At 36.6% G+C, this 26,814-nt stretch carries 29 protein-coding genes; 12 read left to right on the top strand and 17 right to left on the bottom strand.

All coding sequences use genetic code 11. The features are described from left to right. Positions 1–40: 40 nt before the first annotated feature. From YQ22_RS12120 to YQ22_RS12100, 5 genes are read right to left on the bottom strand one after another with little or no spacing between them, the layout of a single operon-like run. Complete coding sequence (locus YQ22_RS12120; RefSeq protein WP_071341403.1) at positions 41–1,789, bottom strand: SulP family inorganic anion transporter; 1,749 nt, start codon at positions 1,787–1,789, stop codon at positions 41–43. 52 nt (positions 1,790–1,841) lie between these two features. Beyond that, positions 1,842–2,186 carry a TfoX/Sxy family protein gene (locus YQ22_RS12115; RefSeq protein ID WP_071341402.1) on the bottom strand — a complete coding sequence of 115 codons (345 nt, stop codon included), beginning with the start codon at positions 2,184–2,186 and terminating at the stop codon, positions 1,842–1,844. 3 nt (positions 2,187–2,189) lie between these two features. Beyond that, positions 2,190–2,963, bottom strand: coding sequence for an SOS response-associated peptidase (locus tag YQ22_RS12110; RefSeq protein WP_071341401.1), 774 nt, complete (start codon positions 2,961–2,963; stop codon positions 2,190–2,192). A 27-nt stretch (positions 2,964–2,990) separates the two neighbouring features. Further along, the gene (locus YQ22_RS12105) at positions 2,991–3,776 is read right to left on the bottom strand and encodes an aldose epimerase family protein (RefSeq protein WP_071341400.1); all 786 of its coding nucleotides are present in this window, start codon (positions 3,774–3,776) and stop codon (positions 2,991–2,993) included. Next, positions 3,769–5,064 (bottom strand): M20/M25/M40 family metallo-hydrolase, encoded by a 1,296-nt coding sequence (locus YQ22_RS12100; RefSeq protein ID WP_071341399.1) that lies wholly within the window; start codon positions 5,062–5,064, stop codon positions 3,769–3,771. The genes YQ22_RS12105 and YQ22_RS12100 overlap by 8 nt, the downstream gene beginning before the upstream one ends. Positions 5,065–5,196: 132 nt before the next feature. Between YQ22_RS12100 and YQ22_RS12095 the strand changes: the two genes are divergently transcribed. Together YQ22_RS12095 and YQ22_RS12090 are read left to right on the top strand one after the other, a co-directional pair. Next, the gene (locus YQ22_RS12095) at positions 5,197–5,439 is read left to right on the top strand and encodes a type II toxin-antitoxin system ParD family antitoxin (protein WP_071341398.1); all 243 of its coding nucleotides are present in this window, start codon (positions 5,197–5,199) and stop codon (positions 5,437–5,439) included. Further along, positions 5,426–5,719 (top strand): type II toxin-antitoxin system RelE/ParE family toxin, encoded by a 294-nt coding sequence (locus YQ22_RS12090; RefSeq protein ID WP_071341397.1) that lies wholly within the window; start codon positions 5,426–5,428, stop codon positions 5,717–5,719. The genes YQ22_RS12095 and YQ22_RS12090 overlap by 14 nt, the downstream gene beginning before the upstream one ends. Before the next feature lie 12 nt (positions 5,720–5,731). On the opposite strand, the gene YQ22_RS12085 is transcribed toward YQ22_RS12090, so the two are convergent. Then, the gene (locus YQ22_RS12085; protein WP_071341396.1) at positions 5,732–6,973 is read right to left on the bottom strand and encodes an ABC transporter permease; all 1,242 of its coding nucleotides are present in this window, start codon (positions 6,971–6,973) and stop codon (positions 5,732–5,734) included. A gap of 3 nt (positions 6,974–6,976) precedes the next feature. On the opposite strand from YQ22_RS12085, the gene YQ22_RS12080 reads away from it, so the two are divergent. Next, on the top strand, positions 6,977–8,212 hold the full coding sequence (locus YQ22_RS12080) for an exo-beta-N-acetylmuramidase NamZ family protein (protein WP_071342574.1): 1,236 nt from the start codon (positions 6,977–6,979) through the stop codon (positions 8,210–8,212). Here the strand turns inward: YQ22_RS12080 and YQ22_RS12075 are convergent. From YQ22_RS12075 to YQ22_RS12060, 4 genes are all read right to left on the bottom strand, one after another. Beyond that, on the bottom strand, positions 8,201–9,073 hold the full coding sequence (locus YQ22_RS12075; RefSeq protein WP_071341395.1) for a sterol desaturase family protein: 873 nt from the start codon (positions 9,071–9,073) through the stop codon (positions 8,201–8,203). The genes YQ22_RS12080 and YQ22_RS12075 overlap by 12 nt on opposite strands. Before the next feature lie 200 nt (positions 9,074–9,273). Further along, on the bottom strand, positions 9,274–9,774 hold the full coding sequence (locus tag YQ22_RS12070) for a hypothetical protein (RefSeq protein WP_071341394.1): 501 nt from the start codon (positions 9,772–9,774) through the stop codon (positions 9,274–9,276). 52 nt (positions 9,775–9,826) lie between these two features. Next, the gene (locus YQ22_RS12065) at positions 9,827–10,549 is read right to left on the bottom strand and encodes a tRNA-uridine aminocarboxypropyltransferase (RefSeq protein WP_257786204.1); all 723 of its coding nucleotides are present in this window, start codon (positions 10,547–10,549) and stop codon (positions 9,827–9,829) included. A gap of 25 nt (positions 10,550–10,574) precedes the next feature. Continuing rightward, entirely contained in the window at positions 10,575–11,066 is a 492-nt protein-coding gene (locus YQ22_RS12060; protein WP_071341392.1) for a YkgJ family cysteine cluster protein, read from the bottom strand. Positions 11,067–11,099: 33 nt separating this feature from the next. Here YQ22_RS12060 and YQ22_RS12055 point away from each other — a divergent pair, with 33 nt between their 5' ends. Beyond that, the gene (locus YQ22_RS12055; RefSeq protein WP_232231176.1) at positions 11,100–11,855 is read left to right on the top strand and encodes a class I SAM-dependent methyltransferase; all 756 of its coding nucleotides are present in this window, start codon (positions 11,100–11,102) and stop codon (positions 11,853–11,855) included. 44 nt (positions 11,856–11,899) lie between these two features. Further along, positions 11,900–12,811 (top strand): hypothetical protein, encoded by a 912-nt coding sequence (locus YQ22_RS12050; RefSeq protein WP_071341391.1) that lies wholly within the window; start codon positions 11,900–11,902, stop codon positions 12,809–12,811. Between the two features lie 12 nt (positions 12,812–12,823). Here YQ22_RS12050 and YQ22_RS12045 read toward each other — a convergent pair whose 3' ends face one another. Continuing rightward, complete coding sequence (locus YQ22_RS12045) at positions 12,824–13,456, bottom strand: 7-carboxy-7-deazaguanine synthase QueE (protein WP_071341390.1); 633 nt, start codon at positions 13,454–13,456, stop codon at positions 12,824–12,826. Positions 13,457–13,626: 170 nt separating this feature from the next. Between YQ22_RS12045 and YQ22_RS12040 the strand changes: the two genes are divergently transcribed. The 5 genes from YQ22_RS12040 (at position 13,627) to YQ22_RS12020 (ending at position 17,333) form a co-directional block, all read left to right on the top strand. Further along, on the top strand, positions 13,627–15,132 hold the full coding sequence (locus YQ22_RS12040; protein ID WP_071341389.1) for a helicase HerA-like domain-containing protein: 1,506 nt from the start codon (positions 13,627–13,629) through the stop codon (positions 15,130–15,132). Positions 15,133–15,135: 3 nt separating this feature from the next. After that, a complete protein-coding gene (locus YQ22_RS12035; RefSeq protein WP_071341388.1) occupies positions 15,136–15,690 on the top strand; it encodes a hypothetical protein in 555 nt (184 codons plus the stop codon). Positions 15,691–15,755: 65 nt separating this feature from the next. Continuing rightward, on the top strand, positions 15,756–16,595 hold the full coding sequence (locus YQ22_RS12030) for an alpha/beta fold hydrolase (RefSeq protein ID WP_071341387.1): 840 nt from the start codon (positions 15,756–15,758) through the stop codon (positions 16,593–16,595). A gap of 58 nt (positions 16,596–16,653) precedes the next feature. Beyond that, the gene (locus YQ22_RS12025) at positions 16,654–16,905 is read left to right on the top strand and encodes a DUF7218 family protein (RefSeq protein ID WP_071341386.1); all 252 of its coding nucleotides are present in this window, start codon (positions 16,654–16,656) and stop codon (positions 16,903–16,905) included. 2 nt (positions 16,906–16,907) lie between these two features. Beyond that, positions 16,908–17,333: a VOC family protein gene (locus YQ22_RS12020; protein WP_058103790.1), complete on the top strand. Its 426-nt coding sequence runs from the start codon at positions 16,908–16,910 to the stop codon at positions 17,331–17,333. Between the two features lie 89 nt (positions 17,334–17,422). Here the strand turns inward: YQ22_RS12020 and YQ22_RS12015 are convergent, their stop codons facing one another. From YQ22_RS12015 to YQ22_RS12005, 3 genes are all read right to left on the bottom strand, one after another. Further along, on the bottom strand, positions 17,423–18,394 hold the full coding sequence (locus tag YQ22_RS12015; protein WP_071341385.1) for an aldo/keto reductase: 972 nt from the start codon (positions 18,392–18,394) through the stop codon (positions 17,423–17,425). Positions 18,395–18,534: 140 nt separating this feature from the next. Further along, positions 18,535–20,265: an alpha/beta hydrolase-fold protein gene (locus YQ22_RS12010; protein WP_071341384.1), complete on the bottom strand. Its 1,731-nt coding sequence runs from the start codon at positions 20,263–20,265 to the stop codon at positions 18,535–18,537. A gap of 108 nt (positions 20,266–20,373) precedes the next feature. Beyond that, positions 20,374–21,426: a sensor histidine kinase gene (locus YQ22_RS12005; protein ID WP_071341383.1), complete on the bottom strand. Its 1,053-nt coding sequence runs from the start codon at positions 21,424–21,426 to the stop codon at positions 20,374–20,376. Positions 21,427–21,639: 213 nt separating this feature from the next. Here YQ22_RS12005 and YQ22_RS12000 point away from each other — a divergent pair, with 213 nt between their 5' ends. Continuing rightward, entirely contained in the window at positions 21,640–21,786 is a 147-nt protein-coding gene (locus YQ22_RS12000) for a hypothetical protein (RefSeq protein ID WP_156894565.1), read from the top strand. Between the two features lie 51 nt (positions 21,787–21,837). Here YQ22_RS12000 and YQ22_RS11995 read toward each other — a convergent pair whose 3' ends face one another. From YQ22_RS11995 to YQ22_RS11985, 3 genes are all read right to left on the bottom strand, one after another. After that, entirely contained in the window at positions 21,838–22,722 is an 885-nt protein-coding gene (locus YQ22_RS11995) for a bifunctional 5,10-methylenetetrahydrofolate dehydrogenase/5,10-methenyltetrahydrofolate cyclohydrolase (protein ID WP_071341381.1), read from the bottom strand. 33 nt (positions 22,723–22,755) lie between these two features. After that, on the bottom strand, positions 22,756–24,093 hold the full coding sequence (ffh, locus tag YQ22_RS11990; RefSeq protein ID WP_058103796.1) for a signal recognition particle protein: 1,338 nt from the start codon (positions 24,091–24,093) through the stop codon (positions 22,756–22,758). A 234-nt stretch (positions 24,094–24,327) separates the two neighbouring features. Then, positions 24,328–26,100: a hypothetical protein gene (locus YQ22_RS11985; RefSeq protein ID WP_071341380.1), complete on the bottom strand. Its 1,773-nt coding sequence runs from the start codon at positions 26,098–26,100 to the stop codon at positions 24,328–24,330. A gap of 106 nt (positions 26,101–26,206) precedes the next feature. Here YQ22_RS11985 and YQ22_RS11980 point away from each other — a divergent pair, with 106 nt between their 5' ends. Further along, the gene (locus YQ22_RS11980; protein ID WP_058104315.1) at positions 26,207–26,719 is read left to right on the top strand and encodes an RNA polymerase sigma factor; all 513 of its coding nucleotides are present in this window, start codon (positions 26,207–26,209) and stop codon (positions 26,717–26,719) included. Positions 26,720–26,814: the final 95 nt, after the last annotated feature.

The following is a 26,814-nucleotide window of genomic DNA, read 5'->3' as shown; positions in this document are numbered from 1 at the left end:
TATTTTAACAATCGCTACACCTTTAAGGTACAAGATTTTTTTAATTTATATTCCTTTTGGCCTTGGCCATTCTACTATTTTCATAGGCTACTTTCGCTGCCAATAAGGATATCTCATTGGGGTCATCAAAGAAATCGACAGCCTCTTTTGTTTTTACGAACAAAAATTCTCGCTGTAATTCCTTGATAATACCTGTACTAAAAATAATATCCCTTGTTGGTCCAATGGCGCCTGCAATGTAAAATTGCAGTTCACGTTCCCTAATATCGTGTATTAATTTAGTCAACATATCCGCAGCGGTGGCGTCAATGTAATTTATGGATTCTGCATTCAAAATAATTCCTTTAAGTGCCGGACCTTTTGCCTTTATATGCTTAAGCAATTGTTTTTTAAAATAAGCTGAATTACCAAAATACAACTGAGAATCGAACCTAACGATCAAAAGATCGTTACGCACCACCACCTCATCTGCAAAACGAATTACATTTTTATAATAGTCGGAATTGCCAATATTGCCAATCTCTACAAAATGGGGTTTAGAAGTCCTATAGACCATTAGCAATAAAGAGCATAGAACACCTATTAAAATACCTTGTGTAATACCGATGAACAAAGTAATTAAAAAAGTCACCAGCATCACAAAAAATTCATCTTTTCTGTTTGACCATAAATATTTAAAGTACTTAATATCTATAAGTTTTACTACGGATACCATAATGATACTAGCCAAAATAGCATTCGGTAAAAACTTAAACAACGGTGTTAAAAAAAGTAAGGTCAGCACCACCAAAATAACACTGAAAATAGCACTTAAATTGGTTTTTGTACCAGCATCAAAACTAATTGCTGATCTAGAAAAACTTGCTGTCACTGGATACCCTTGAAAAAAAGAACCCACAATATTTGATGATCCTAAGGCTATTAATTCTTGATTTGCCTTTATGGTATCTTCCCCTGTTTTATCTTCCATGGCCTTACCTATAGAAATAGCTTCTAAATAGCCCACCAATGCCAATGCTATAGCAATTGGCGCCAGTTGCTTTACATCTTCAATATTCAATGTAGGCATTATAAAAGATGGCAATCCACTAGGTACGTTTCCTACCAATTTAATTCCGTAAGTTTCTAGCTGAAAAAAGTAAACCGCCACAATCCCCAACACTACGATAATTAATATACCGGGAATATTCTTGGCCCACTTTTTAAACCCAAGCAACAAGGCTATACCAACAAGACCGATTGAGAAATCCACATAATTTATTTCTCCTAGCTTATAAAAAATATTAATTACGGTCTTGTAGATTCTATTACTGCCTACTACGGAAATACCCAACAAATGTTTCATTTGGCTAAAAACAATTATAATAGCCGCGGCAGATGTAAACCCACTTATTACCGGTTTTGAAAGAAAATTGACCAAGAAGCCCATTCGCAAAACCCCCAACAAAAACTGAATAACACCTACCATTAAAGCAAGTACCACCACCATTTTTATATAGTTTTCTACCCCGGTTATAGCCAAGGTACCCAAACCTACAGCCACCAAAAGTGAATCCATGGCCACAGGACCAACCGCTATTTTTCTTGAGGTGCCTAAAAGTGCATAAACAAGGACAGGAAATAAAGAGGCATAAAGACCATGTACGGGTGGCAAACCTGCTATCATTGCATATGCCATACCTTGTGGCACCAATACAATACCTACGGTAATACCCGCCAACAAATCTTTTACAAAGTCGGTTTTTTTATAGGATGAAATCCAATCCAGAAAAGGAAAAATGTTTTTCACGCCGTAAATTTAATCATTTCATAGGGCATGAAAGCCTATTTGACAGCCAAGATCATGTATTTAAAAGTGTATTAAACTCCAAAGCTTTCGCCACCCAAAAATCCAGGTCATTTTCATTATCGAACCCATCAGGTCCAACAAACAAAAAACCACGTGAAGGCTTACCCGTAAAATCCATTGGGCTACTACCCGGTTTATTTAGCAGTTCTTCATAATTGAGTTTCCCTACTCTTACCATTAGCTTGTCTTCTTCGGTTTTTTTATCGAACATAATACCGATGCACATTTTTCCATTGACCATAAAAATGAGTCCGCCCATCATTTTCTTCTCCTCTACAAACCCCTTGCCCTTTAATCTTGGCCTTACCCTATCTGCCAAATATTCATTGTATGCCATTTTCTAAAAGTCCAATCCGTTAGTTTCAAGTTCCATGTATTTTACCTCATCGGCAATTGAAGCAATATTGCCTGCATAATTTTTACCTCGAAGCTTGCCCACGGTATGTGCCTCTAATTCCACCTTGTCATTTCTGTTCAATAGTTCTTTTAATTCCTTTTCAAAATCCGAATGTGAGGAAAGCCATTGCTCTTCCAAATCATCGGATAGTATTAATGGCATACGGGGTTCTTTTAATTTAGGGTTATTATGAATTTTAGACATCATGCCATTTCCAACGGTGGTTACAATTGAAAATGAATGGATAGTACCACCATGTTCAGGGTGTATCCATTTAGACCATAATGCAGCCAAAGCTAATGGTTCATTGTTTTTTCGGTGGATGAAAAATGGATAGGTGTTATTTTTAAAATGATGATGCTCATAAAATCCGTCCACATAAAGTATACAACGTTTCTCATTGGCTGCATCCCTAAAGGCGGGTTTTTCAAAAATGGTTTCTACCCGAGCATTTAATGTACTGTTCCAAATTTTCTTTTGTTGATCCACATTATTTACCCAATGCGGAATTAACCCCCAAGTAGCTACTATGGGATAAAAACGATCTTGATTAGTGTAGATCAACACTTCTGGATGTGAAAACCCCGATGCATGATGAAGCGGTAGATCGGTCAACGGCCCTAATTTTTCAACAATTTCTTCAATTGCCTTTAAATCTTGATTACGTTTCGCTCTTTTTAGCTGCGCTTCCAAACTGGTTTTCACATCATAACACATACGTCTGTTCTTAACGGTAATTTTTGACTACAATGGTTTTAAACTTACCTTAAAAATGGCACGCTCATCTTTTAGCACCATAAATCCTTCCGCTAAATTCTGTTGTGCCACGGCATACGGATAAAAGGTAATCGGCTCTATACAAACCATATTTGGCACCTCTGTCCAAAGCATAAAATGGCTAAATCCTTCAGATGTTATTTGAATGGATTTCTCATCTTTTAAGATAATGGTATCCGTTTTAGGCACTTGTAGCGCCCTACTACCCACCGCCATTACTTCTGGAATAGTTATATCTTGATTGTCCGTTGAGATTACGGCATTTTCTGAATGTAGCATAAATGCCGGGTGATAACCCAACATAAAAGGCATACCTTCTTCTCCTGAAATAGAAAACGTAACTTCTAAAGTATTGTTCACCAATTCAAGTGTTTTTACGAACTCAAAATCATAAGGCCAACTCAACTTTTCTGCAGTTGATTTTGCTGGATATTTAGAGTTTAAAATCTCCGTATTCGCGCTATATGTTTTAGAAAATACGGCTTTACTATCAGTACTATCTTTAAGTACATATTCCATCTCACGCAATAGACCATGTTGATCTTGGGTAGCGAATCCTTTTGGAGTATTTACCTTAAAGTCCGCTTCATTGGTAGGACCGATCAACGGAAACATTTCAGTGTCTACACTTCGCCAACCAGGGTTCCCTTTTTGATGCATAAACTCATGACCAGAAACTTGGTAGCCTACCAATTCTCCTGCTTCAATTTTAACCTGATGTTCTCCTACTTTTAATGTTGTTATATTACTCATTTATCAATCTATAAATTAATAATGCCGTTCTTTTTGTTAATGCTTCTATCGTATTTAAGTTCACTGTTTCCTCAGGAGTATGGGCTGCATTTCCCATAGTACCCAATCCGTCTAAACAATCCACATATTCCGCTACAAAAGAAGTATCTGCCGCACCTCTTTTACCGGGATCATATGCAATTACCTCACCTTGTTTCAAATCAAGGCTTACTTGATTTAGCTTTGCCAACAAAGCTTTATTTCCTTCTGTAGGTTGCATTGCCGGATAACTATCTTTGAAAGTCACCTTTGCAGATGTATGTGGTAAATTGTTAGCAACAACCGTTCTCATATTGTCACGGGCACGTTCCTTTTGTTCTTCGGATATAAAACGCAATCCGCCACGCACCTCTGCTTTTTGCGCTACTACATTGGTCTTACCGAACACCCTACCCTTACTGGTCATTTCATCAAATTCAACAAACGTTCCTCCCACTAAAGTTCCAGGGTTAAAGGTCAATAAATCTTCTCCCTTAACATCGGTATAAAAACCGTTCAATATTCTTGACATTTCAAAAATGGCACCAGCACCCGTGTCTTCACTAAAAATACCCGATGAATGAGCTCTTTTACCTTCCACCTCAACTTTCCAGCCAGATGATCCTCTACGGGCAACGGTAGCATAATTGAACCCTGTAGAAGTTTCAAAACCCAGACCAATATCACTTCTTTTTGCTGCTTCAATTAAATCGTGCCTACTTTTTTCCAATGGGCTACCTGTACTTTCTTCATCTCCGGTAAAAGCTACTATAATCTGGGCATCATCCAGCAATCCGTTTTCCCTTAATGCTTTTAATGCATAGAGCACAATGACATTGCCGCCTTTCATATCATTACCTCCCGGCGCATGGGCAATAGAATCGTTCACCATTTTAAATGTTTGAAACGGACTATCTTCTTCAAAAACCGTATCCAAATGACCTATTAATAATAATTTCTTTCCTTTGGTCCCTTTGATTTCCGCAAATAAGTGTCCCGCTCTATTCATTTCTTCGGGCATAGGTATCCATGTACTTTCAAAACCAATATCAGTAAAAGCAGTAGCAAACTCTTTTCCTACCATTTCTACCCCTTTAAGGTTTAAAGTTCCGCTATTGATATTGACGACTTTCTCCAAGAATGAAATTGCCTGGGCATTATTTTTTTCGATGGTTTTTACAACCTTCTTTTCGTTCTTAGAAAGCTTTTGCGCATTGCTAGTGGTCACTAACAACAATGTAAATAGTGTAAAAAGTAACTTTTGATGCATGTGGTCTGTTTTACATCAAATTTACCAAAAACGCTCAAGTTAATGCTAGAATAAATCACTAACTGTGTTAAGTTTAGAACAGTGTATAATGTGGTGCAAATAATTACTATATTGCACCAAAATCTCTTTTTTATGGCAACGATACGAAAATCTATAACCTTTACTGATCAGCAAGATAATTGGATAAAGTTAAAAGTAGAGAGTGGCGATTACACTAATGACAGTGAATATATACGTGATTTGGTTAGAAAAGACCAACAAGAAAATATGAAATTGGCAGAATTAAAAAATGCCATTGATGAAGGTTTACAGAGCGGAAGAAGTTCGTTAAAAATCACTGATATTATTGAGCAAGTAGATAATGGCAAACTATAATTTATCTACAAAAGCACAACAAGATTTAATTGCTATTTATAAATATGGTATTAAATTTTTTGGACAATCGCCAGCAACAAGTTACCTACAGGAGTTAGAAAATTTTCTGTTGGAATTATCTGACAGACCTAGCTTAGCCAAAAATGCATCACCAATTGCAAATGGATTAAAGTTCTATAATTTCAAAGCTCATGTTATATTTTACCAATTTGAAAACAAGAACGAAATCTATGTGGTAAGAGTTCTAGGAAAACGAATGAACTTTGTAGAACATCTATAATTCAAACTTCTACTACTCAAATCGTATCGCCTTTACCGGTGTAATTCTGGTTATTATATATGATGGAATCAGTAACATCAATAAACATAATAACAAAACACCCGCATTTAAAAGAAGAATAGTCCACAGATCTATACTTACAGGTATGTACTCAATATAATACTCCTTTGGATTTGGAAATTTAAATACCCTAAACTGATCCTGAATAAAGATAATACCCAAACCTATAAGGTTGCCCCAAAACAAACCTACCGCAATCAAATAAGCCGCATTATATAAAAAGACCTTTCTAATACTCCAATTTGTGGTACCTAATGCCTTTAATATACCGATCATGGGCGTTCGTTCTAAAATAAGCACCAACAATGCAGTAATCATATTAATACCGCCAACTATAATCATAATGCCTATGATCAGGGCAATATTAAAATCAAAAAGTCCGATCCATTCAAAAATTTTATAGTACTTATCTTTTATGGTCTTGGTATCTAAACTAGCAACCGTTTCTCCGTAAATCTCATTTGCTTTTTGATCAATATCATCAAAACTGTTCAAGAATATCTCAAAATTACCAACTTCGGTATCTTCCCACTTATTCATGCGTTGAATATGCCTTATGTCGGTGAAAATATAGAGTCCGTCAATCTCTTCAAATCCGCTATCAAAAATACCGGTAATGGTGAACTTCCGCTGATTGGGTATTTTATCCGCTGCATCATCCCGTAAAAAAAAGGTGAAAAACGAGTCGCCCACTTTAAAATTGAGTCGATTTGCCATTATCCTGGAAATCAGCACATCTGAATTCAACTCCCCGGAATAATCTGGCAATACCCCGTCAATAAGAAACTCTTCAAACGGTTTCCAATTATAATCCTTACCTAAACCTTTGGCAATTATACCTTCAAAAGTATCTTCCGTTCTTATAATACCCGCCTTGGTGGCCACCGCCTGAATGTGCTGCACCCCATCTACCATTTTAAAATCCGGATAGAACTCTTGTTCCGTACTCACAGGCACCACAGATACTTCAGAATTATTATTATCGTAATTGTAGATTTGTACGTGACCGTTAAAAGCGGTCACTTTTTCACGGATTTTTTCTTTTAAACCCAACCCCGTAGCAATAGCGATCAACATCATAACCACCCCAATAGCAATTGCGGCAATAGCTATTTTTATTATTGGTGCGGATATACTAATTTTATGCTCCTTACCCTTTATAAGCCGTTTGGCGATAAAATATTCTAGATTCAAATGATGTTATTTTTATCCAATTTCAAAAGTACAGTTTTATTATGGTTTTTGGTATTGGCTACTTGCGGAAACGATTCCGAAAATGTAGCCGAGCGCACGCAAAGCCAAACCGAGCCACAAATAGTACAAGAGAAAAAAGAAATAGTTGTAGCCGCTAACTGTACGGAAGCCTATCTACCAATTTTAAAAGGAAAAAAAATAGCCGTTGTCGCCAACCAGACCAGTGTCATTTTTAAACCTGAAGGTCACACCCATTTGGTTGATAGCCTACTATCTTTAGGTGTGGACATCAAACACGTTTTTGCCCCAGAACACGGATTTAGGGGGAATTTTGATGCCGGTGAACACGTGAACAATAGTAAAGACATAAAGACAGGGCTAGAACTGATATCCTTACATGGAAAAAATAGAAAACCAAACCAGGATCAATTAGAGGGTTTAGACTTAGTTCTGTTCGATATACAAGATGTGGGCGTTCGTTTTTACACTTATATTTCTACCATGCAATTAGTGATGGAGGCCTGTGCAGAAAAAGGTATTCCCGTTTTGGTATTGGATAGACCAAACCCGAACGCACATTATGTAGATGGCCCAACGATGGAAGCAGAACACACTTCTTTTCTTGGCATGACCCTAATACCTTTAGTGTATGGTATGACCATTGGTGAATATGCAAATATGATCAATGAAGAAATGTGGCTTGAAGGAAATAAAAAAGTAAATCTAACAGTAATTCCTCTAGAAAACTGGGCGCATGACATGTTCTACAGTTTACCTATTAGACCTTCGCCAAACTTGCCTAACGATACTTCAATTACCCTATACCCGAGTTTAGGAATGTTTGAAGGTACCAATATCAATGCCGGGCGTGGAACGGAGTTTCAGTTTCAACGTTATGGAGCGTCATTTTTAGATTCAAAAGTGTATGATTTCACCTATACCCCTGAACCTAATTTTGGTTCTAAATACCCAAAGGAAGAGGGAAAACTTTGTTACGGCAAAGATTTATCGGAAACCGAACGAATGAACCAAGTAACGATGGATTTTATTATTGACGCCTATACCAATACCTTGGACAAAAGTAAATTCTTTTTAACGAGCGGATTTACCAAACACGCAGGCAACAATAGACTTCAAAAACAAATTGAAGCCGGTGCTACCAATGCCGAAATTAAAGCGACTTGGCAAGAAGACATTGAAAAGTTTAAAAAAATAAGGGCAAAGTATCTACTTTACTAAAGGCTGTTCATTTACAACGTCTGCTAGGTTACTACCATCTGTGGTAGGTTTTCTATACCCAACAAAAGGATACTTTAGCAATGGTCCAATTTTACCATTGGCAACCTCATCAGGAAAAGTGTCTACGCCGTAGGTAATTTTCTCTCGATCTAAATGCATGTACGTACCGAACAAACGATCCCACCAAGAAAAAATATTACCGTAATTAGAATCTGTATATGGTAACACGTAGTGGTGATGTACTTTATGCATATCTGGCGAAATCAACACCCAGCTAATTGCTTTGTCCACACTTTTTGGCAATTTTATGTTCGCATGGTTAAATTGCGACAATACTACAGATAAACTTTGGTACAACATTATAATGCCTATAGGCGCACCAACGATAAAAACCCCAACAAGGGTAAACATATACCTGATCAAACTTTCTAAAGGGTGATGTCTATTTGCTGTAGTAGTATCCACATTATGATCTGTATGATGCACCAAATGAACCATCCACAACGGTTTTACACGGTGCTCTACCAAGTGGGCCAAATATGCCCCTATAAGGTCAAGCAAGGCAACACCTAAAAACACATAAGCCCATAGTGGCATTTCTGGCAACCAATTAATAATTCCGAAATCATTGGCAACCGTCCAGTCAGACGTTTTCAAAAGAAAAAATGCCAACGGAAAGTTTACGATTATGGTGGTCAAGGTAAAAAAGAAATTGGGTATGGAATGTTTCCACTTATTATAAGCACCATTGAATAAGGGGACAATACCTTCCAGTATCCAGAAAAAGGTAATACCACCCACCAAAATTAAAGAGCGGTGTACAGCAGGTATCGATTCAAAATAGGTTATTAATTGTTCCATTAAATAAGTAAGTAGTTAAATTATAAACTGCAGAAATCAACCTGCAACTCAATTATAGTATCATCAGTAAAATATTCAAATTCTAATGATTTTGTAATTAATTACGTAATATAATAAAGTTTTATTGATTTAACCCGCTACAAATACAGGATACGTATACCATGTCATCCTTGAATTAATGACATTAAAAAATTAAAATTTTACAACAGGGTAAACTTTATTGGGTCCATTACCCGCCAAGTATCTTGTATTTTATATGACTTTTTTAAAACGATCAGAAACTTCTTATCGTTACTTGAACATTCCATAGTAATACTTCCTCTTTCAATAGGCACGTTATGATCAGGGTTACTTTTATAACTTACTTTTTCTAAAATTATATCTTTCCACAATACCCCGAAAGAGTTTCCCCTTTTGCTAATGTTTTTAAAATTCTCGATAGCTTTAATCTCAAAGTTTGAAATTATGGTATCTACTGAAGGAATATTTTCATTAGTCTGAGCATTTTTGACCATTGGAATCAAATATTCCACTTCGTTTCTAGTAGGTAAGATTTTTAAAAATTCTTTTTCACTCTGAGATTTCAGGGCATTAAAAACAGTATTTACAAGCTCAGTATTTCTAAAATCTTCTTGTGCAACGGAAGTATAGGTTACCAATAAGGAAATCATCAATAAAGAAAAATAAAGGGTACGTTTCATCAATAAAGTTTTGGTTGAATAGTATATCTGAGGTAAATGATAAAGCTATTAGCTAATCTAATTCAAAAACAACATTTCTTTCGGTATTTGTCTTATACCTGATTTTGGGAGCAATCTCTAAACTAGCACCATAGCGATAATTTTTACTATTTGGGTTTAGCATATAATCAAGTTGATGTTCAATCATTTTTTCAAACGGGACTAGGAAGTCCGCCGTATCACATTGTTCAATCGTTCCTTTATTCAACAAGTTTAAAACGGTATAGACCGATTCTATGGTGCTAAGACAAAGTGCTTCTGGTTGTTGTTTGATGATGAATTTTGATGCTATGCTATTATCAAAACTAACCCTATTTAACTTTTGCAAGTTCTTACTCAATTTAAGCATCTTTCTAGCACAGGGCCAGGTACCATCAAGAATGTAGATGTTTGCACCTTTACCTATAAAATTATGCATTTCAGCACTACTTTTTTGAGATAGGTTAAAACTGTTTTTACCCGGGTAAAGTAAAAATGAATTTTCATTACTGTCCAATAATTCATTTACACGAGTATTATCACTAAAATCTACGCCCACTATTATTTCAGAATTTTCAAGTTGAAGATTCGTCATGTAGCCTGTACCGTTCCTTTCCTTTTTATACTCCTTAGGGTGCATTAAAATAATGAAACGTGTTTTAGTTTTTACGGCTCTAATATGTTCACAAATACAGGTACTTGAAGGTCTCATGCATTGGTAACATTTTACTCTTGGATTATTTATATCAACTAGCAATCTTAATTTATTTTCAATATTCTACTTACCTAATCAACTTCTTCATCTCCTCTACAATATTATAAGCAGCAGGACAAATAGCCACATTTTTTAAGGTAAGATTACTAATTTGCTGAAACTTCTTTCTATCCGTATGCGGAAATTCTCGACATGCTTTTGGGCGTACATCATAGATAGAACAATAATTATCCGCTCCCAAAAAAGTACATGGTACTTGCTGTAACACATAATCGTTCTCCTCATCTATACGCAAATAGCTTTCAATGAACTTCTGTGGTTTCATTCGGAAAGATTTTGAAATACGTTCCACATCTGCGTTGGTAAACAACGGCCCTGTAGTTTTACAGCAATTGGCACAGGTTAGGCAATCGGTATGTTCAAATTCCGCCTCATGCAGTTCTTGCATGGTATAGTCCAAATCCTTTGGCGGTTTTTTCCTTAGTTTGGCAAAGAACTTTTTATTTTCATTATGTTTTTCCCTTGCCTTTTTGGGCAATAGACGTAAAACCTCTTCCATGTATCAAATTAATTCTTCAAAACTAGGAAAGTAGTGCCAAAAAGCGAGACTTTTGCAGATAGAAATACTAGAATTTTGGACAAGGACATTTTAGGAACAGCGCTCTTAGATTATCAACAAGGTAATTATTCAGAAGATATCATCACCAATTCTTCGCTTGAAGAAGAAGATGTATTACCAATACCCTATATGTTCAGAAATTTTAGGGAAATGCCTAAGATTGAACAAAAAGCTCTGAAATTAAGTAAGGGCAAGGTTCTGGACGTTGGTTGTGGCGCAGGTAGCCACGGTCTATATTTACAGGAAAAAGGTCTATTGGTCACTGGTTTAGATGCATCGGAAGGCGCAATATCCGTAAGCAAGCAACGTGGACTTAAAAGCACATCACATTCAGAACTTTTAAAATACGAAGGAGATAAGTACGATACTATTCTCATTTTGATGAATGGCGTTGGTTTGGCAGGTACTTTAAACGGCTTAGAACCCTTTTTCAGTAAGCTAAAGTCACTACTTAATGAGAACGGACAAATTCTTTTAGACTCCAGCGATATTATCTACATGTTCGAAAATGACGAAGATGGTGGTTATTGGATACCCGATAATGTTAATTACTACGGTGAAGTGAACTTTAGTATGGAATATAAAAACGAAAAAAGCGCTACTTTCCCTTGGCTCTATGTTGATTACAACACGCTTCAAAGGGCTGCAAATTATAGCAATTTAACATGTAATCTTGTAATGGAAGGCGAACATTACGACTATTTAGCAAGATTGACCCATATGAAGTAATAGGTCAACTTTTTTTTCGTTATCCTATGCATACATATATTATTATGACCAAATACAAAGGTTTATTGCTGTTAGGTATTCTACTATTTACCTTTTCTTGCTCTAAAAGCTCTTCTGATTCTGAAGATGTTAACGCTACAACACAAGTGGATAAGAGCGGTAATCTTTTGGCAACAGGAGATTCTGCCTTTGATATACTTTCAAATGACAATTTTGACAAACTTTTAATAGTGATAGCTTACGTAAGTGGTTTCAGACCAACGGAGTCAGCTATGACCCAATTCACCGATTACTTGAAACAGCATACGTTCAAAGAAGATATTGAATTGGTTTACAATGAACTATCCAGTCCGTCAGAAGACGAACTTACCCTTCAAGAAATTGCAGATTTAGAAACTTCTAACAGAACCGTATTTAATACGGGCAGCACTTTGGCAATTTATATTTATTTTGCCGATGCCCCTGCGGAAGGTGATGATCTTGATGGAGGTTTAGTAACCCTAGGTTCGGTATATAGAAACACTTCAATGATCATTCATGAGGTAACCGTTAGGGAATTGGCAAGTTTAAGTTCGTCGATCAACGAGAGCGATGTGGAGACAACAACCCTAAACCATGAATTTGGGCATTTATTCGGGTTAGTGGATTTAGGTACTGAAATGGTCAATGACCACCAATCTCAATCTGAAAACGAAGATGGTCAATTAGTGGGTGATAACCATTGTAATCAAGAGGGATGCCTTATGCGAGCAGAATTACAATTTGGAGGTTCATCAGGAAAATCTTTATCCTCAAATGCTTTGGCCAAGTATGAGGCCGGTATAACATCCGGTTGTACTTTATCTGGAGCCACCGTATTACATCTTTTACAGCAAAACACTGCAAAAGGTGTTGCCACAGTAGGTTTAGACCCAGAATGTTTATTAGATATACAAGCAAATGGCGGTCGCCAATAAGCAAAAAATCAGTTAAGGAATATTAAGGTATTTATGGGTCTGTAAAGACACTTTCCATTTAGGGTTGTTCATTACATAATCTACGATCATTGGAACCACCTTGTCTCTAACACTCCATTCGGGCTGTAAGTACAAAATACAATTTGCATTGGTATTGGCAGCTTGCTCCTCGGCAAAAATTAAATCGTGTTTGTTATAGACAATTACTTTAAGCTCATGCGCTTCGTCATAGATACGACCTTCCGGTAATTTGTTTTTCTTTGGTGACAGGCAGATCCAATCCCACTCACCCGATAAGGTATATGCACCCGAAGTTTCAATATGAGTCTTTAGCCCCTTTTCCTTTAAGGCCTTTGTAATGGGGTTCATATCCCACATTAATGGCTCTCCTCCGGTAATGACAATAGTATCTGAATATTTGGCGGCATTATCCACAATATGTTCTATAGCCGTAGGCGGATGTGTTTCTGCATTCCAGCTTTCTTTCACATCACACCAATGGCAGCCTACATCGCATCCGCCAACACGAATAAAATAAGCTGCAGTTCCCTTATGGAATCCTTCACCCTGTATAGTATAAAACTCTTCCATTAAGGGTAAATACACCCCTTTATTCACTTTCTCCAGTACCTCCTCATTTTTCATTCGGCAAAGATACGCTTTAGTTCACAATTTATATAAGAAGAACATAATGCTTAATTCTGCCTTAGACTAGTACTATAGCCGCGTACAATGTTAAAAAGTAGTGATATTTAAGGGTGATGTTGTTTTTTGGTTTGGTGAAAAATGCCCTATTTTTATCGAAAATATAGAAAATGGCCGGTACCGAAGATTTTTTTGACCATATAGAAAAAGGATATGCCACAAAGGGCGATTATATAAATATGGGTGCTGCCATGTTAAATGGTGAAGCCGTAAAAAATGCCTTCGTAAAAATACCTTTAAAAACCTTAAATAGGCACGGGCTTATTGCCGGAGCTACCGGTACAGGAAAAACAAAAACATTACAGGTTTTGGCAGAAAATTTATCTGACAAGGGTATTCCGGTAATGTTGATGGACCTTAAAGGTGATTTAAGTGGATTGGCACAACCTAGTCCCGGTCATGCAAAAATAGACGAGCGCCATGAAAAAATAGGCTTCCCTTTTGAGGCCAGTAGTTTTCCCGTGGAAATACTTTCGTTGTCAGAGCAAGATGGCGTAAAATTGAGAGCCACAGTTTCCGAATTTGGTCCTGTGCTGTTATCAAGAATACTAGACCTTTCCGAAACGCAATCTGGTATTGTGTCCGTGGTATTCAAATATTGCGATGACCAAAAAATGCCCCTATTGGACCTAAAAGATTTTAAAAAGGTATTACAATACGCAACGGGTACTGGCAAAGCAGAATTCACCAAGGAATATGGTAGAATATCTACAAGCTCTACCGGTGCAATTCTTAGAAAGATCATTGAGCTGGAACAGCAAGGTGCTGAATTGTTCTTTGGTGAAAAATCTTTTGATGTAAACGACCTTACCCGAATAGATGATGAAGGACGAGGCTATATCAATATTTTACGACTGACCGATATTCAAGATAGACCTAAGCTTTTCTCTACTTTTATGTTGAGCTTACTTGCAGAAATCTACGATACCTTCCCTGAACAAGGTGATAGTGACAAACCAGAATTAATTTTGTTCATAGATGAAGCCCACCTTATTTTCAAGGAAGCTTCAAAAGCACTGTTAGATCAAATAGAGAGTATTGTAAAACTAATTCGTTCAAAAGGAATAGGTTTATATTTTGTAACCCAAAACCCTACAGATGTACCAAATGATGTTTTATCTCAATTAGGGCTAAAAGTTCAGCATGCGTTAAGAGCGTTTACCGCCAAGGACAGAAAGGCTATCAAGCTAACGGCAGAGAACTACCCGGAATCTGAATATTACGATACTAAAGAAGTGTTGACTTCCCTTGGTATAGGCGAAGCATTAATTTCAGCTTTAGATGAAAAAGGCAGACCTACCCCACTTGCAGCAACCTTACTACGTGCACCAATGAGCCGTATGGATGTTTTAACAAAAAAAGAATTGAACGAAGTAGTCAACAGCTCTTCATTGGTTAAGAAATACGGTGAAATAATCGATAGGGAAAGTGCCTATGAAATTTTGAACGAAAAAATTGAAACTGCCGAAAAGTTAGCGGAAAAGGAAAAAAACAAACCTGCTGTTCGCAAGACCACCAAAAGAGCCAGTACCAGACAAAACCCCGTAATAAAGGTGTTAACCAGCGCTACATTTATAAGAGGTGTACTTGGAGTATTAAAAAAAGTGATGAGATAACCTATGAAGTTTAGATATACCCTTATATTGATTATTTGTTGCATACTAGCAACTAGTTGTGCCGACCAACAGAACAATGATTTTAAAATTACCGGCAACCAAGTTGGCAAATTATCAAAAGAAAGCTTGGCAAGAGATATAGAGTTAATTTTTGAAAAAGACTCTGTAGTTCAAGATACCGTTAAACTAAATTTTGGCAATGGCGCCAGTAAAATCAAAATCTATGAAAAAGGTGGGGCTTTGCTATTGACCTTAACACCTAATAACGATAGTATAGCCACTATACAAAACGTACTTGTTAACGATGAAAGATTTGAAACCGACAAGGGCATCTCTAAAATGTGCACATTTAAAGAGATTCGTGAAAACTATTCCATAAAAAAGATTATTACTTCTCTTAACAATGTAGTGGTATTGTTAAAAGACAATGACCTTTATTTTACCATAGATAAAAAAGAGTTGCCCGAAAGCCTTAGGTATAATGCCAATAACAATATTGAGGAAGTACAAATACCTGATAACGCAAAAGTAAAATATATGATGATTGGCTGGGACTAACAGAAAACCCTACAAATAAACAGTGATTACCACATCAATAGTTACTAATTTCAAAAAACTCATAGGTGCCCTTATTTCTTCAAAAACTTATTCCTAAACTATACGGCCTATACTTTAATATTCTTGTTTGGTTTGCTCCAAAGAAAACTGCCCACAAAGCTTTTACGGTATTTGCAACCGTACGAAAAGGCAGGGTCTTGCCAAATCAAAAACAATACTTGGACAATGCCAAATTAGAAGTCGTTACCACTGGTGATCACAAAATACAAGTTTATAACTGGCCCGGAAATAATGAAACAGTATTATTGGTACATGGCTGGGAAAGCAATACATGGCGATGGCATAAACTTATTGAAAAACTACAAAGGGAAAATTACAATATCATTGCATTTGATGCCCCTGCCCATGGATATTCTACAGGAAAAATACTTCATGCCCCTTTATACGCTGAATTTGTACAGGTCATGTTACAAAAATACAAGCCCACAATTGCGATAGGGCATTCTATGGGAGGTATGACCATTTTGTACAATGAGTATCAAAATCCAAATTTAGTTTTAGAAAAAATGGTAACCATAGGTTCACCTTCTGAATTTCATGAAATACTAACGCATTACAAAAACCTTCTTGGTCTAAACAGTAAGGTCGTTAACGCTCTCAAAAAATTTGTACATAAAAAATTCAATTTTACAACAGATGAATTTTCAAGTGCCAAATTTGTTGAGAACAATACTAAAAAAGGATTGCTCTTTCATGATCGATTTGATAAAATTGCACCTTACCATGCATCTGTTGATGTACATAAACATTGGAAAGGGAGTGAATTTATAAGCACTGAGGGATTTGGACACTCCATGCACCAAGATGAGGTCAACAACAAAATCATTTCCTTTTTAGCGGAGTAATTTCTTGTTGTATACAGCACGTTCACAGACCATTAATTATTTATTTTTAAAATAAAAAATGGCAAAATCAAATAACATACCGCAAATTAAAAACGAAGAGCAATATGAAGCATTGGTAGACAAGGGCTATAGCAAAGAAAAAGCAGCTAGAATCGCCAATACTGAAAATGCGGGCAAAAAAGGTGGTAAAGCATCTACTTATGAAGACAGAACAAAAGATGAGCTTTACGAACAAGCGAAGAAAATTGGTATTGAAGGACGTTCTAAATTGAATAAAAAAGAGTTAATTTCAGCATTAAGAAACAACTGAATATGCAAAACGTTACACCTTTTCACATTGCCATTCCTGTACACAACTTAGCGGAATGTAGAACTTTTTACAGAGAAATATTGAATTGCGAAGAAGGCCGTAGTAGCGACCACTGGGTAGATTTTAATTTATTCGGACATCAATTGGTGATACACTACAAGCCTAAATCTGAAACCGAAACCGTACATCACAACCCTGTTGACGGTCATGATGTACCCGTACCGCATTACGGAGTTGTTTTACCTTGGGATACATTTCAAAGCTTTTCAGAAGAGCTAAAATCCAAAGGTGTACAATTCGTCATTGAGCCTTATGTGCGTTTTGCAGGTAAAACAGGAGAGCAAGCTACCATGTTTTTTTATGACCCAGCGGGTAATGCTTTGGAATTTAAAGCTTTTAAAGATATGGGACAGTTGTTTGCGAAGTGATTTAACAGCATAACAATATTTAGAAAGCCATCAACTATATATTATGTTGATGGCTTTCTAGATGTAGCGAATATCTTTTAAAAAAATAACTACTGCGACCAAGAAGTAGGCACTCTATCCCAACGATGCTTTAATAATTCTTTGTACAATTCGTTAGATAACAATTTACCATCACTTGTTGCTGTATTCGCCAAGACATTACGTTGTTTACGCATACCTGGAATGGTAGTACCAACATTATCGTTCATCAAAATAAAACGCAGTGCCATTTCGGCCATGGTCATACCTTCAGGAATTAGCGGTCTTAAGGCATCGGCATGCTCTACCGAAGAAATTAAATTCTCAGGCACGAAGTAGGTACCACGCCAATCCCCTTCAGGGAACGTAGTTTCCTTCGTCATAGTTCCTGTCAAAGTTCCTTCATCAAAAGGTACGCGTGCAATGGTTGCGATATCCAACGCTTTACAAAGTGGAAATAAATTATCTACAGGCGCTTGATCGAATATGTTATAAATGACCTGAACGGCATCTAACATTCCTGTTTTTAAGGCTTTTATTCCATTTTCCGGTTCCCAACGATTCATACTAATGCCCATTGCAGCAACTTTACCTGAGGTTTTTAAATCTTCAATAACACGTTGCCATTCTTCTCTGTCGCTCCAACCGTCATCCCAGGTATGAAATTGCATAAGGTCTATTTGCTCCAACCCTAAATTCTTTAAAGTCTTATGGGTGTATTCCATAATATGCTCCGTAGGATAAGATTCCTCAAAAGCATATTCTGGTTTTGCTGGCCACTGAAAGTTTTTAGGTGGAATTTTACTAGCCGTGTATAATTTCTTGGAAGGGTGTCTTTTTACCAACTCGCCCAACAGCTCCTCACTATGACCTTCCCCGTATCCCCAAGCGGTATCAAAGAAATTGACGCCATTTTTAACCGCTAAATCCAACGATCTTGTAGATTGAGCATCGTCACTAGCCGTCCAACCGGCCATTCCCCACATTCCATATCCAACTTCGCTTACCTGCCAATCTGTTCTTCCGAATCTTCTGTATTTCATTACATCTTTACACTATAGTTATTATACATATTTTAAATAGCGACAAGCATCTTTGTATACAGAAACGCTTCTCGATACTAATTTTTCGTGCCTCAAAATTCACTCGAAGTGACATCCTTATTTTGACTGCACAACTAGCATTACTTATACCTCCAACTTGTTAAATCGGCATCTTTTGGAGCACTTTTCTCAATACGCTCCATAATCTTTGGCACATACATACTATTGTAACGTAGGCGCGTTATGGCATTGGGTTGATCAGGATCACCGTTCCAGCAATGTTCATCACGGTCGCCGTATTTTACTTCGCCTTCATAATAAGGATCTGTTGTGCTTTCAAGAAAATCTTCCATTAGGTAGACAGCGTTGTTTAAGTAGTAATTATCCATATCACCACAATAGATATGAATTTTACCTTTTAAGTTATCGCCCAGTTTATCCCAATCACGTTCAAGAATATGTCTTAGATCAAAATTCTCTTTCCAATACTCGGCAACCTCATGGTCTATATCTCCTGTCATTTTATCCCAAATTCTTTCAGGATAGCCATCTTTGCCCTGTGGGGAATAAGTTGCTTCCCAAATATCCCATTGTTGCCCTGATCTAGATTTATCTCCCAACACCAACTCTAAGTGATTTCCCTGTCTTAAGGTAGATTGAATTTGCCCTAAGTAATTTCTATGTGAGGGCACTTCTAATTTTTTATGCGCGCTTGGATAGTAATATGCATTTTCATCTTCATAAATATTGGTCAAGGTATACGCCCTAAAATCTATAGGGTCGGGGCATGCCGCAAAGCACCCATTGTATTCCTCTGGATATTTGACCTGTACCGCCAAAGCTTCCCAACCGCCGGTTGATCCGCCGTATAAAAAACGAGACCACCCCTCTCCCATACCCCTAAACTGTTTTTCAATTTCCGGAATAAGTTCATAGGTAATAGCATCTCCATAAGGACCTTGACTAGCAGAATTTACTGCATATGAATCATCATAATATGGGGTTGGGTGTTGTATTTCAATAATTAAAAAGCGAGGAAAATCGGGCTCGTTCCATCGTTTGTAAAAATCGTAGGCTTCTTGCTGTTGAATAATATTATACCCTTCTAAACTAAAACGCTCAGAATACTCTGGCTTTAAATTAGGGTCTGGTGGTGTAGTTCTAAATCCGCCAAAATCCGAAGGAAAATGACCGTGAAAAACCATCAGTGGGTACTTGGCCTCAGGATGCTCGTTAAATCCCTTAGGCAACAATACATGAGCTCCTAAATAGATATCCCTTCCCCAGAACTCGGATAATTTTTCAGATTTCACCTTTATATGCTTGATCCACTCGGTATCTTTTGGTTCTTCAATGGGCGGAATCACCTGATCTAGTTCTACAGACACATTCTCAAACCCGTTGCTAGCAACCCTTATCTTAAAAGGCTTGCTATATAAATTACCTGGTGATTTATTCCATTGTTGTCCCTCGCCATTATCCATAGGCAACTTTACGGTATGCCCGGTAGAAAGGTTAAACGTTTCATACACATTAAGAAGTGCCTGTACATTATACTCCCCTGGCGGTACATCTTTTAAACTTTCATAAGGGTAACCAAACACAGATTCATCAAAGGTCAAAATAGAATCTTGAACCCAATTCTCTACATTCATACCGAAAATGAGTTGAGTGTTGAGTCCGTCATTAATTTGAAATCGAGGTTCATCACTATCATCAGACGATAACATTAGCAATAAACGACCATCTACAGATTCCTGACCAATATCATTACTAAAAGATACTTGTATAGTTTGAACAGGCTCTACAACCTTTTCACAACTTATAAAAAGACCTAATACCAATGCTACTGCTATTACTTGTTTTATCATGGCAAATAAATTTACATGCTTAAAGATAATTAATGAAACCACTCAAGTGGATATTCAGAAACATTATTATGCCATATTTACCAAGATAATAATACCGGACAGTAAAAATTAGTGCGTAGGAAAAACAATGGTAAACAAAGCCCCTTTATTTAGCTCGCTATCCACCGTGATCGTACCGCCTAGACTATTAATTTGATTATGTATTAAATAAAGACCTACGCCTTTGCCATCTTGTTCGGTATTAAAACGTTCATTTAAACCAAAAATCTTGCTGCCATTTTTAATCATATCAAAGCCTTGACCGTAATCTTTGAAATATAGAACTATCTTACCATCTACAAATTCCGTTTTAATTTCAATTCTTGGTGCTTCACCAGGAATAGTATATTTAATAGCATTGGTAATCAAGTTCAAGAAGATACTTTCCAAATAAGAATTATCGAACAAAACACTTTTGCAAAGTGTAAAATCATAAGAAATTGAGGTTTTAGAATTCTTGATAATCGAACTTAATACGTTTTGGGTTTTGGCAAGTACATTATCAAAATAAATCTCCGTTAATGTGTTTAGCCCTTTACGTGCATTTTCAATTAATTTTAAATAATTCTCCAAAGACTCTTTCACCCCCTTGGCGGAAATCTCCATGTATCTCAAAATCTGCAGCGTATCATCATCTAGGACATTGTAATCGAGAACATCAAAAAGGGAAATTAAGTTATTTAATGGCGCCCTTAAATCATGTGAAGTAGTATAATTTAGCCTTACCAGATCATCGTTGACCGTTTTCATTTTTGCAAATTCAAGAATTCTAGCATTCTTTAAATTCATTTCATGGGTAATGTCCTTGGCTATAGCATAAACAAGTTTTTCACTATCTACCGGTACTGCGCTCCAAGATAACCAGACCACACCGCCGCTCTTGGTCACATACCTATTTTGAAAACTGATTAATTTTTTGTTTTCGTGCAAGCTAGCCCTTGTCTGTTGCGTTACCTCTTTATCCTCTTCAAAGACAAAATCATTAATTTTTCTGGACATTAATTCTTCTTTATCATACCCTAGTAGTTTGATAAATGCCGGATTTACATCTTCAAAGTATCCATCATAATTAGCTATACAAAGCATATCTATGGATGCATCAAAAAAATGGTTCAATTTCATATTCTAGAAGTGTAAAAAAGAAGCCTAAGCGATTGCTAATCACCTAAACCTCTGCTAAACATAGACAAATATCTGTCAGCCTAATAAATACTTATGAAAATTTAACAACCTAACGGTCTCTTATGCATTAATTATTTGGGTTTAAAAACATACCAAATTAACGATAAGAACGTTTTAGTTAAACATTGGGTGATAACATTAAACGTAGTTGTTATGAAAAAAGTAATTTACGCGATTATATTAAGTTGTTCTATAACCATCATGGCAAGCTGCGATTATGATGACAGCAACGATATTGATATTTTAACCCCAAATGACACTACAGAAACCGGAGCAGTGATAAAAAAACTACCTGCATAAAAAAAGCCCTGCGATTGTTCCGCAAGGCTGATTTCATCATTTTATTAGATACTAGTTTCTACTTCTATGTCTCTCACGAGCCAGTAAAGTGTTTTTCAACAACATGGCAATCGTCATAGGACCAACCCCACCTGGTACAGGTGTAATATATGATGCTTTTTTACTAACGTTTTCAAAATCAACATCACCGGTTATATAGTATCCTTTTTCTTTTGTATCATCTGGAACTCTTGTAATACCTACGTCTATAACTACGGCATCATCTTTTACCATCTCCGCCTTTAAAAAATTAGGTACACCTAGAGCTGAAATTACAATATCCGCTTGAGAAATAATCTGGGTAATATTTTTAGTGTGACTATGAGTTAAGGTCACTGTAGAGTTACCGGGCCAACCTTTTCTACCCATTAAAATACTCATTGGTCTACCTACAATATGGCTACGACCAATAACTACTGTATGCTTACCCTTGGTATCAACTTTATAACGCTCCAATAATTCTAGAATACCAAATGGTGTTGCGGGTATGAACGTACTCATATCCAAAGCCATTTTACCGAAGTTGGTAGGGTGAAATCCGTCAACATCCTTATCTGGATCAACGGCCATAATTACCTTTTGGGTATCTATTTGTTTCGGTAAAGGCAATTGAACAATAAAACCATCGATATCATCATCAACGTTCAATTCCTTGATCTTGTTCAATAATTCTTGTTCAGAAGTGGTACTGGGCATTTGAATTAACGTAGATTCAAAACCAATACGCTCACAAGAACGCACTTTACTACCCACATAGGTTAAACTGGCACCGTCACTACCAACAATTATTGCCGCTAAATGTGGTACTTTTTCACCACGCTCTTTCATCTTGGCAACCTCAGCCTTGATTTCTTCCTTTATTTGATTGGATACTTTTTTACCATCCAATAATTCCATATCCGTCTCTTTTTTAGTTGTGTTGTTCGCTTATTATTTCATTCCTTTCATGGCGCCCATCATCTGCATCATCTTTTTACCGCCACCGCCTTGCATCATTTTCATCATCTTGCTCATTTGATCAAATTGCTTTAACAATTGATTGATCTCTTGAACTTCCCTACCGGAACCTTTTGCAATACGTTTTTTTCTACTGGCATTTAATTTAGATGGTGTAGAACGTTCATCTGGCGTCATTGAATATATAATCGCCTCAATATGTTTAAAGGCATCATCATCAATATCCAAACCTTTAAGGGCTTTACCTGCACCAGGTATCATCCCCATAAGGTCTTTCATATTACCCATTTTCTTGATTTGCTGAATTTGGCTCAGGAAATCATCGAAACCGAATTTATTCTTTGCAATTTTCTTTTGGATCTTTCGAGCCTCTTCTTCATCGAACTGTTCTTGAGCTCTTTCTACAAGTGATATTACATCACCCATACCCAAAATACGGTCCGCCATACGTGATGGATGAAAAACATCAATAGCTTCCATCTTCTCACCAGTACCAATAAACTTAATTGGTTTATCAACTACGGACTTAATGGATATAGCCGCACCACCACGGGTATCACCATCTAATTTTGTTAATATAACCCCATCAAAGTTCAAGATATCGTTGAAAGCTTTTGCCGTATTCACAGCATCTTGCCCTGTCATAGAATCTACAACGAACAATGTTTCTTGAGGTTCAATGGCTTTATGTATGTCAGATATCTCTGCCATCATTTTATCATCTACCGCCAAACGACCTGCGGTATCGATTATAACAACATTGTTACCGTCCGCTTTTGCCTTTGCAATACCAGCTTTTGCGATAGCTACAGGATCGGTATTATCCCTGTCCGAATATACCGGAACCCCTATTTGCTCGCCTACTACATGCAATTGATCTATTGCCGCCGGGCGATACACATCACAGGCTACCAATAATGGGTTCTTTGATTTTTTGGTCTTTAGAAAATTTGCAAGCTTCCCAGAAAACGTTGTTTTACCAGAACCCTGCAAACCGGACATTAATATTACCGATGGTTTGCCCGATAAATTTATACCCTCTGACTCACCTCCCATTAACTGGGTAAGTTCATCTTTGACAATTTTCACCATTAACTGACCTGGCTGTAAGGTCGTTAATACGTTTTGCCCCAATGCCTTTTCTTTTACCCTATTGGTAAATTCCTTGGCAATTTTAAAGTTTACATCGGCATCCAATAAGGCACGGCGTACTTCTTTGGTAGTCTCCGCAACATTTATTTCTGTAATTTGACCATGACCTTTTAGTACATGTAAAGCCTTATCTAGCTTATCGCTTAAATTATCGAACATTCTTTTCTTTTTTAAGGGGCTACAAATTTAATAATATCAATGCTAATTCGGTAGCAAGTACCACAAAATATACAAAACAAAAAGAGCACCCATACTAAAATGGATGCTCTTAACTTAGTTGTGGGGCAAAAAAGGAATTACATTTTCATAAATTCCCGTAATAAAACCTCCATCAATACCGCCAACGAGGCCCAACTCTTTACTGTTGACGGTATATTTCTGGATGTTTTAATCTTACTCTCTTTCTAAGACCAGTTGATCATAAAAACCTGTCTCATTCTCATGCTTTAGCTCAATCCTTGTTTCCTCGATCTCAAGAATTTGATAATCATTTGCCAATGGCAAGTAATTACTGCCTGTTTCAAAAGAAATAATCATTTCTAGTTTACCGGTAAAGGCATTTCTATACACAAACCAGTTTCCAGTACTGAAAACGTCTCCGTTTAGGTCTCTTACTTCTAAGGTACCATCATTCTCCATATATAACTTTACATCTGCATAAAGTGCTGTTGACACATCGTTATTTTCTGCGAAGTAAGCTACCTCCCAAGCTGCATTATCAAAAATGTTCTTAATGAACGTAATATCTTCTTCCACATCGTCATCCACCAAACATTTTTTAACGATGACCAATTCATAAAAAGTTTCTTCAACGTTGAACTTAATTATTCGGTCTTTTAAATCTGTTAACAACCATTCAAAACTCACGGCACCTTCATCACCCATAGTAATGGCAACCACAAAACGACCTTCTGCATTTGTAGTAATTTCCCAAGTACCCTCAGTAACGGTTGTATTGTTGGTCAACGTAATTACACCTTCCGCTTGAAATTCAAATTCACCACCTAGTAACCTATTGATATGATCTCCGTTATTTTTAACTCTTTTAATAACCCAAGAACAATCTCTTAAAGTCTCTCTAAGATCTTCAACCGTTATTTCCAGCAAGTCTTCTTCACAGAATTGTTTCATTATAATTCTGTTACCGGCATCATTATATAACTTAATTTGATCATCACCTAAGTCATATACCGTCCACTCTAAATTAAAATCAGTATTAGACTTAAAATCAATGGTTAATTTAGCGCCATCATCGCCCACCGTACTGCTCCAAGTACCTTCTACCGTTGTAGCTCCTCTAAAACCGGTTACTACGGTACCATCTTCTTTAAAGTTTAATATATAATTTACATATTGAGGCGTCTGATCTACATCGTTTCGTATAAAATCTGTTACGAACCAAACACATTCAACAAGTTCTTCTTTAAACTCATCTTCATCAAAGTCATCGTCATTGTAATCATCATCGTCGTCTTCATCACAATCGTCTTTTGCATTTTCAATAGCAATAGCCAATTCTTGATTGCTTTCAACAACAATAGTTGTTTCATCATGTAACTTAAGTGTCACAGGAAAATCAAAACTTACCAAACTATCGTCATCCAAATCTTTAAAGAACAAACGTAACTCACGATCACTAGATACTTCTACGGTATTTGTTTGTTCTAAGTTGACATTAAAGGTGAACATGGTCATTGGATACACAAAATCTATACATTCTATATCATCATCGTCGCCACCTTCTTTACAGTCGGCCGCTAAATCACGTAGATCTTCTAAACCATTAATGGTAATCTCGGTAAAATCACCTGATGTTACCGTAATAGGAAAAATAATGTCCAATAGATTTTCATCATCGTCTATACTATCGAATATATCTTCTATTTGCTCTATATCTTCCTCAGAATCAATAGTCAATTGAATTCCATTTACCTCAACAGCGTACGGAAAATTGATTTCAAAGCAACTGGTACCATCTACAATATTATCACCAGAACCATCATTAGAACTGGTACGTTGTATTAAATCTGCAGTGGAAGAACTTGCGGTTATTGCTTGTGGCTCTTCACCTGTATTGATTTCTTCAAATTCATCTTGACATGCAGTAAAACTAAGTGCAATAGTTAGTAGGCTAACATACATTGCATAATTAAAAATCTTTTTCATAATGACTTGGTATTGTTTGTTATTATGTTTCTAAAACAACCGACTTAAAAAATACCCTACCTTCATTTTTGTTTTTTTTCGGATATCTTTGATAAAAAGTTATGAATTGAACACTGAAAAACATTTAAACGTTTGCGAAGAGTTGGTGTATAAGAGCGTTTTTAATGAAACGTCTAAAACCATCTTCAATTATATTTATTACAAATTTGGCAATGAAGAAAAAGCTCATGATGCCGTTCAAGAGGCATTTGTGAAACTTTGGGAAAATTGTGCTAAAGTTGCCCCAGAAAAAGCAAAATCTTACCTATACACGGTAGCCAATAACTTATACTTAAATGTTATTAAAGCCGAAAAAGTACGATTAAAGTACGCAGACCAAACCTTAAAGACTACTAATGAATCTCCGGAGTTCATCATGGAGGAGAATCAATTTAAGGAAAAATTGGACAACGCGTTGAACAGCTTACCAGACAATCAACGCACTACTTTTTTATTGAATAGAATAGACGGTAAAAAATATGCGGAAATTGCCGAAATGGAAAAAGTGAGCGTAAAGGCAATCGAAAAAAGAATGCACTTGGCTCTAAAAAGTTTAAGGGAGCAGATAGATGGGATATAGGTTAGGAGTTAGGAGTTAGGAGTTAGGAGTTAGGAGTTAGGAGTTAGGAAAAAAAATAGTATTAGGTAAGGAGTATAAAGTATTAAGTGAAAATT

The organism is Maribacter sp. 1_2014MBL_MicDiv (assembly GCF_001865655.1).
GTDB classification, from domain to species: Bacteria; Bacteroidota; Bacteroidia; order Flavobacteriales; family Flavobacteriaceae; genus Maribacter; species Maribacter dokdonensis.
This window is presented reverse-complemented; position numbering and strand designations above follow the sequence as displayed.

Excerpts from the sequence above, each read along its gene's own strand:
- YQ22_RS12115 (WP_071341402.1), bottom strand. The coding sequence starts at position 2,186 with ATGGCATACAATGAATATTTGGCAGATAGGGTAAGGCCAAGATTAAAG.
- YQ22_RS12110 (WP_071341401.1), bottom strand. The coding sequence starts at position 2,963 with ATGTGTTATGATGTGAAAACCAGTTTGGAAGCGCAGCTAAAAAGAGCG.
- YQ22_RS12105 (WP_071341400.1), bottom strand. The coding sequence starts at position 3,776 with ATGAGTAATATAACAACATTAAAAGTAGGAGAACATCAGGTTAAAATT.
- YQ22_RS12100 (WP_071341399.1), bottom strand. The coding sequence starts at position 5,064 with ATGCATCAAAAGTTACTTTTTACACTATTTACATTGTTGTTAGTGACC.
- YQ22_RS12095 (WP_071341398.1), top strand. The coding sequence starts at position 5,197 with ATGGCAACGATACGAAAATCTATAACCTTTACTGATCAGCAAGATAAT.
- YQ22_RS12090 (WP_071341397.1), top strand. The coding sequence starts at position 5,426 with ATGGCAAACTATAATTTATCTACAAAAGCACAACAAGATTTAATTGCT.
- YQ22_RS12080 (WP_071342574.1), top strand. The coding sequence starts at position 6,977 with ATGTTATTTTTATCCAATTTCAAAAGTACAGTTTTATTATGGTTTTTG.
- YQ22_RS12075 (WP_071341395.1), bottom strand. The coding sequence starts at position 9,073 with ATGGAACAATTAATAACCTATTTTGAATCGATACCTGCTGTACACCGC.
- YQ22_RS12070 (WP_071341394.1), bottom strand. The coding sequence starts at position 9,774 with ATGAAACGTACCCTTTATTTTTCTTTATTGATGATTTCCTTATTGGTA.
- YQ22_RS12060 (WP_071341392.1), bottom strand. The coding sequence starts at position 11,066 with ATGGAAGAGGTTTTACGTCTATTGCCCAAAAAGGCAAGGGAAAAACAT.
- YQ22_RS12050 (WP_071341391.1), top strand. The coding sequence starts at position 11,900 with ATGACCAAATACAAAGGTTTATTGCTGTTAGGTATTCTACTATTTACC.
- YQ22_RS12045 (WP_071341390.1), bottom strand. The coding sequence starts at position 13,456 with ATGAAAAATGAGGAGGTACTGGAGAAAGTGAATAAAGGGGTGTATTTA.
- YQ22_RS12040 (WP_071341389.1), top strand. The coding sequence starts at position 13,627 with ATGGCCGGTACCGAAGATTTTTTTGACCATATAGAAAAAGGATATGCC.
- YQ22_RS12035 (WP_071341388.1), top strand. The coding sequence starts at position 15,136 with ATGAAGTTTAGATATACCCTTATATTGATTATTTGTTGCATACTAGCA.
- YQ22_RS12025 (WP_071341386.1), top strand. The coding sequence starts at position 16,654 with ATGGCAAAATCAAATAACATACCGCAAATTAAAAACGAAGAGCAATAT.
- YQ22_RS12020 (WP_058103790.1), top strand. The coding sequence starts at position 16,908 with ATGCAAAACGTTACACCTTTTCACATTGCCATTCCTGTACACAACTTA.
- YQ22_RS12015 (WP_071341385.1), bottom strand. The coding sequence starts at position 18,394 with ATGAAATACAGAAGATTCGGAAGAACAGATTGGCAGGTAAGCGAAGTT.
- YQ22_RS12010 (WP_071341384.1), bottom strand. The coding sequence starts at position 20,265 with ATGATAAAACAAGTAATAGCAGTAGCATTGGTATTAGGTCTTTTTATA.
- YQ22_RS12005 (WP_071341383.1), bottom strand. The coding sequence starts at position 21,426 with ATGAAATTGAACCATTTTTTTGATGCATCCATAGATATGCTTTGTATA.
- YQ22_RS12000 (WP_156894565.1), top strand. The coding sequence starts at position 21,640 with ATGAAAAAAGTAATTTACGCGATTATATTAAGTTGTTCTATAACCATC.
- YQ22_RS11995 (WP_071341381.1), bottom strand. The coding sequence starts at position 22,722 with ATGGAATTATTGGATGGTAAAAAAGTATCCAATCAAATAAAGGAAGAA.
- ffh (WP_058103796.1), bottom strand. The coding sequence starts at position 24,093 with ATGTTCGATAATTTAAGCGATAAGCTAGATAAGGCTTTACATGTACTA.
- YQ22_RS11985 (WP_071341380.1), bottom strand. The coding sequence starts at position 26,100 with ATGAAAAAGATTTTTAATTATGCAATGTATGTTAGCCTACTAACTATT.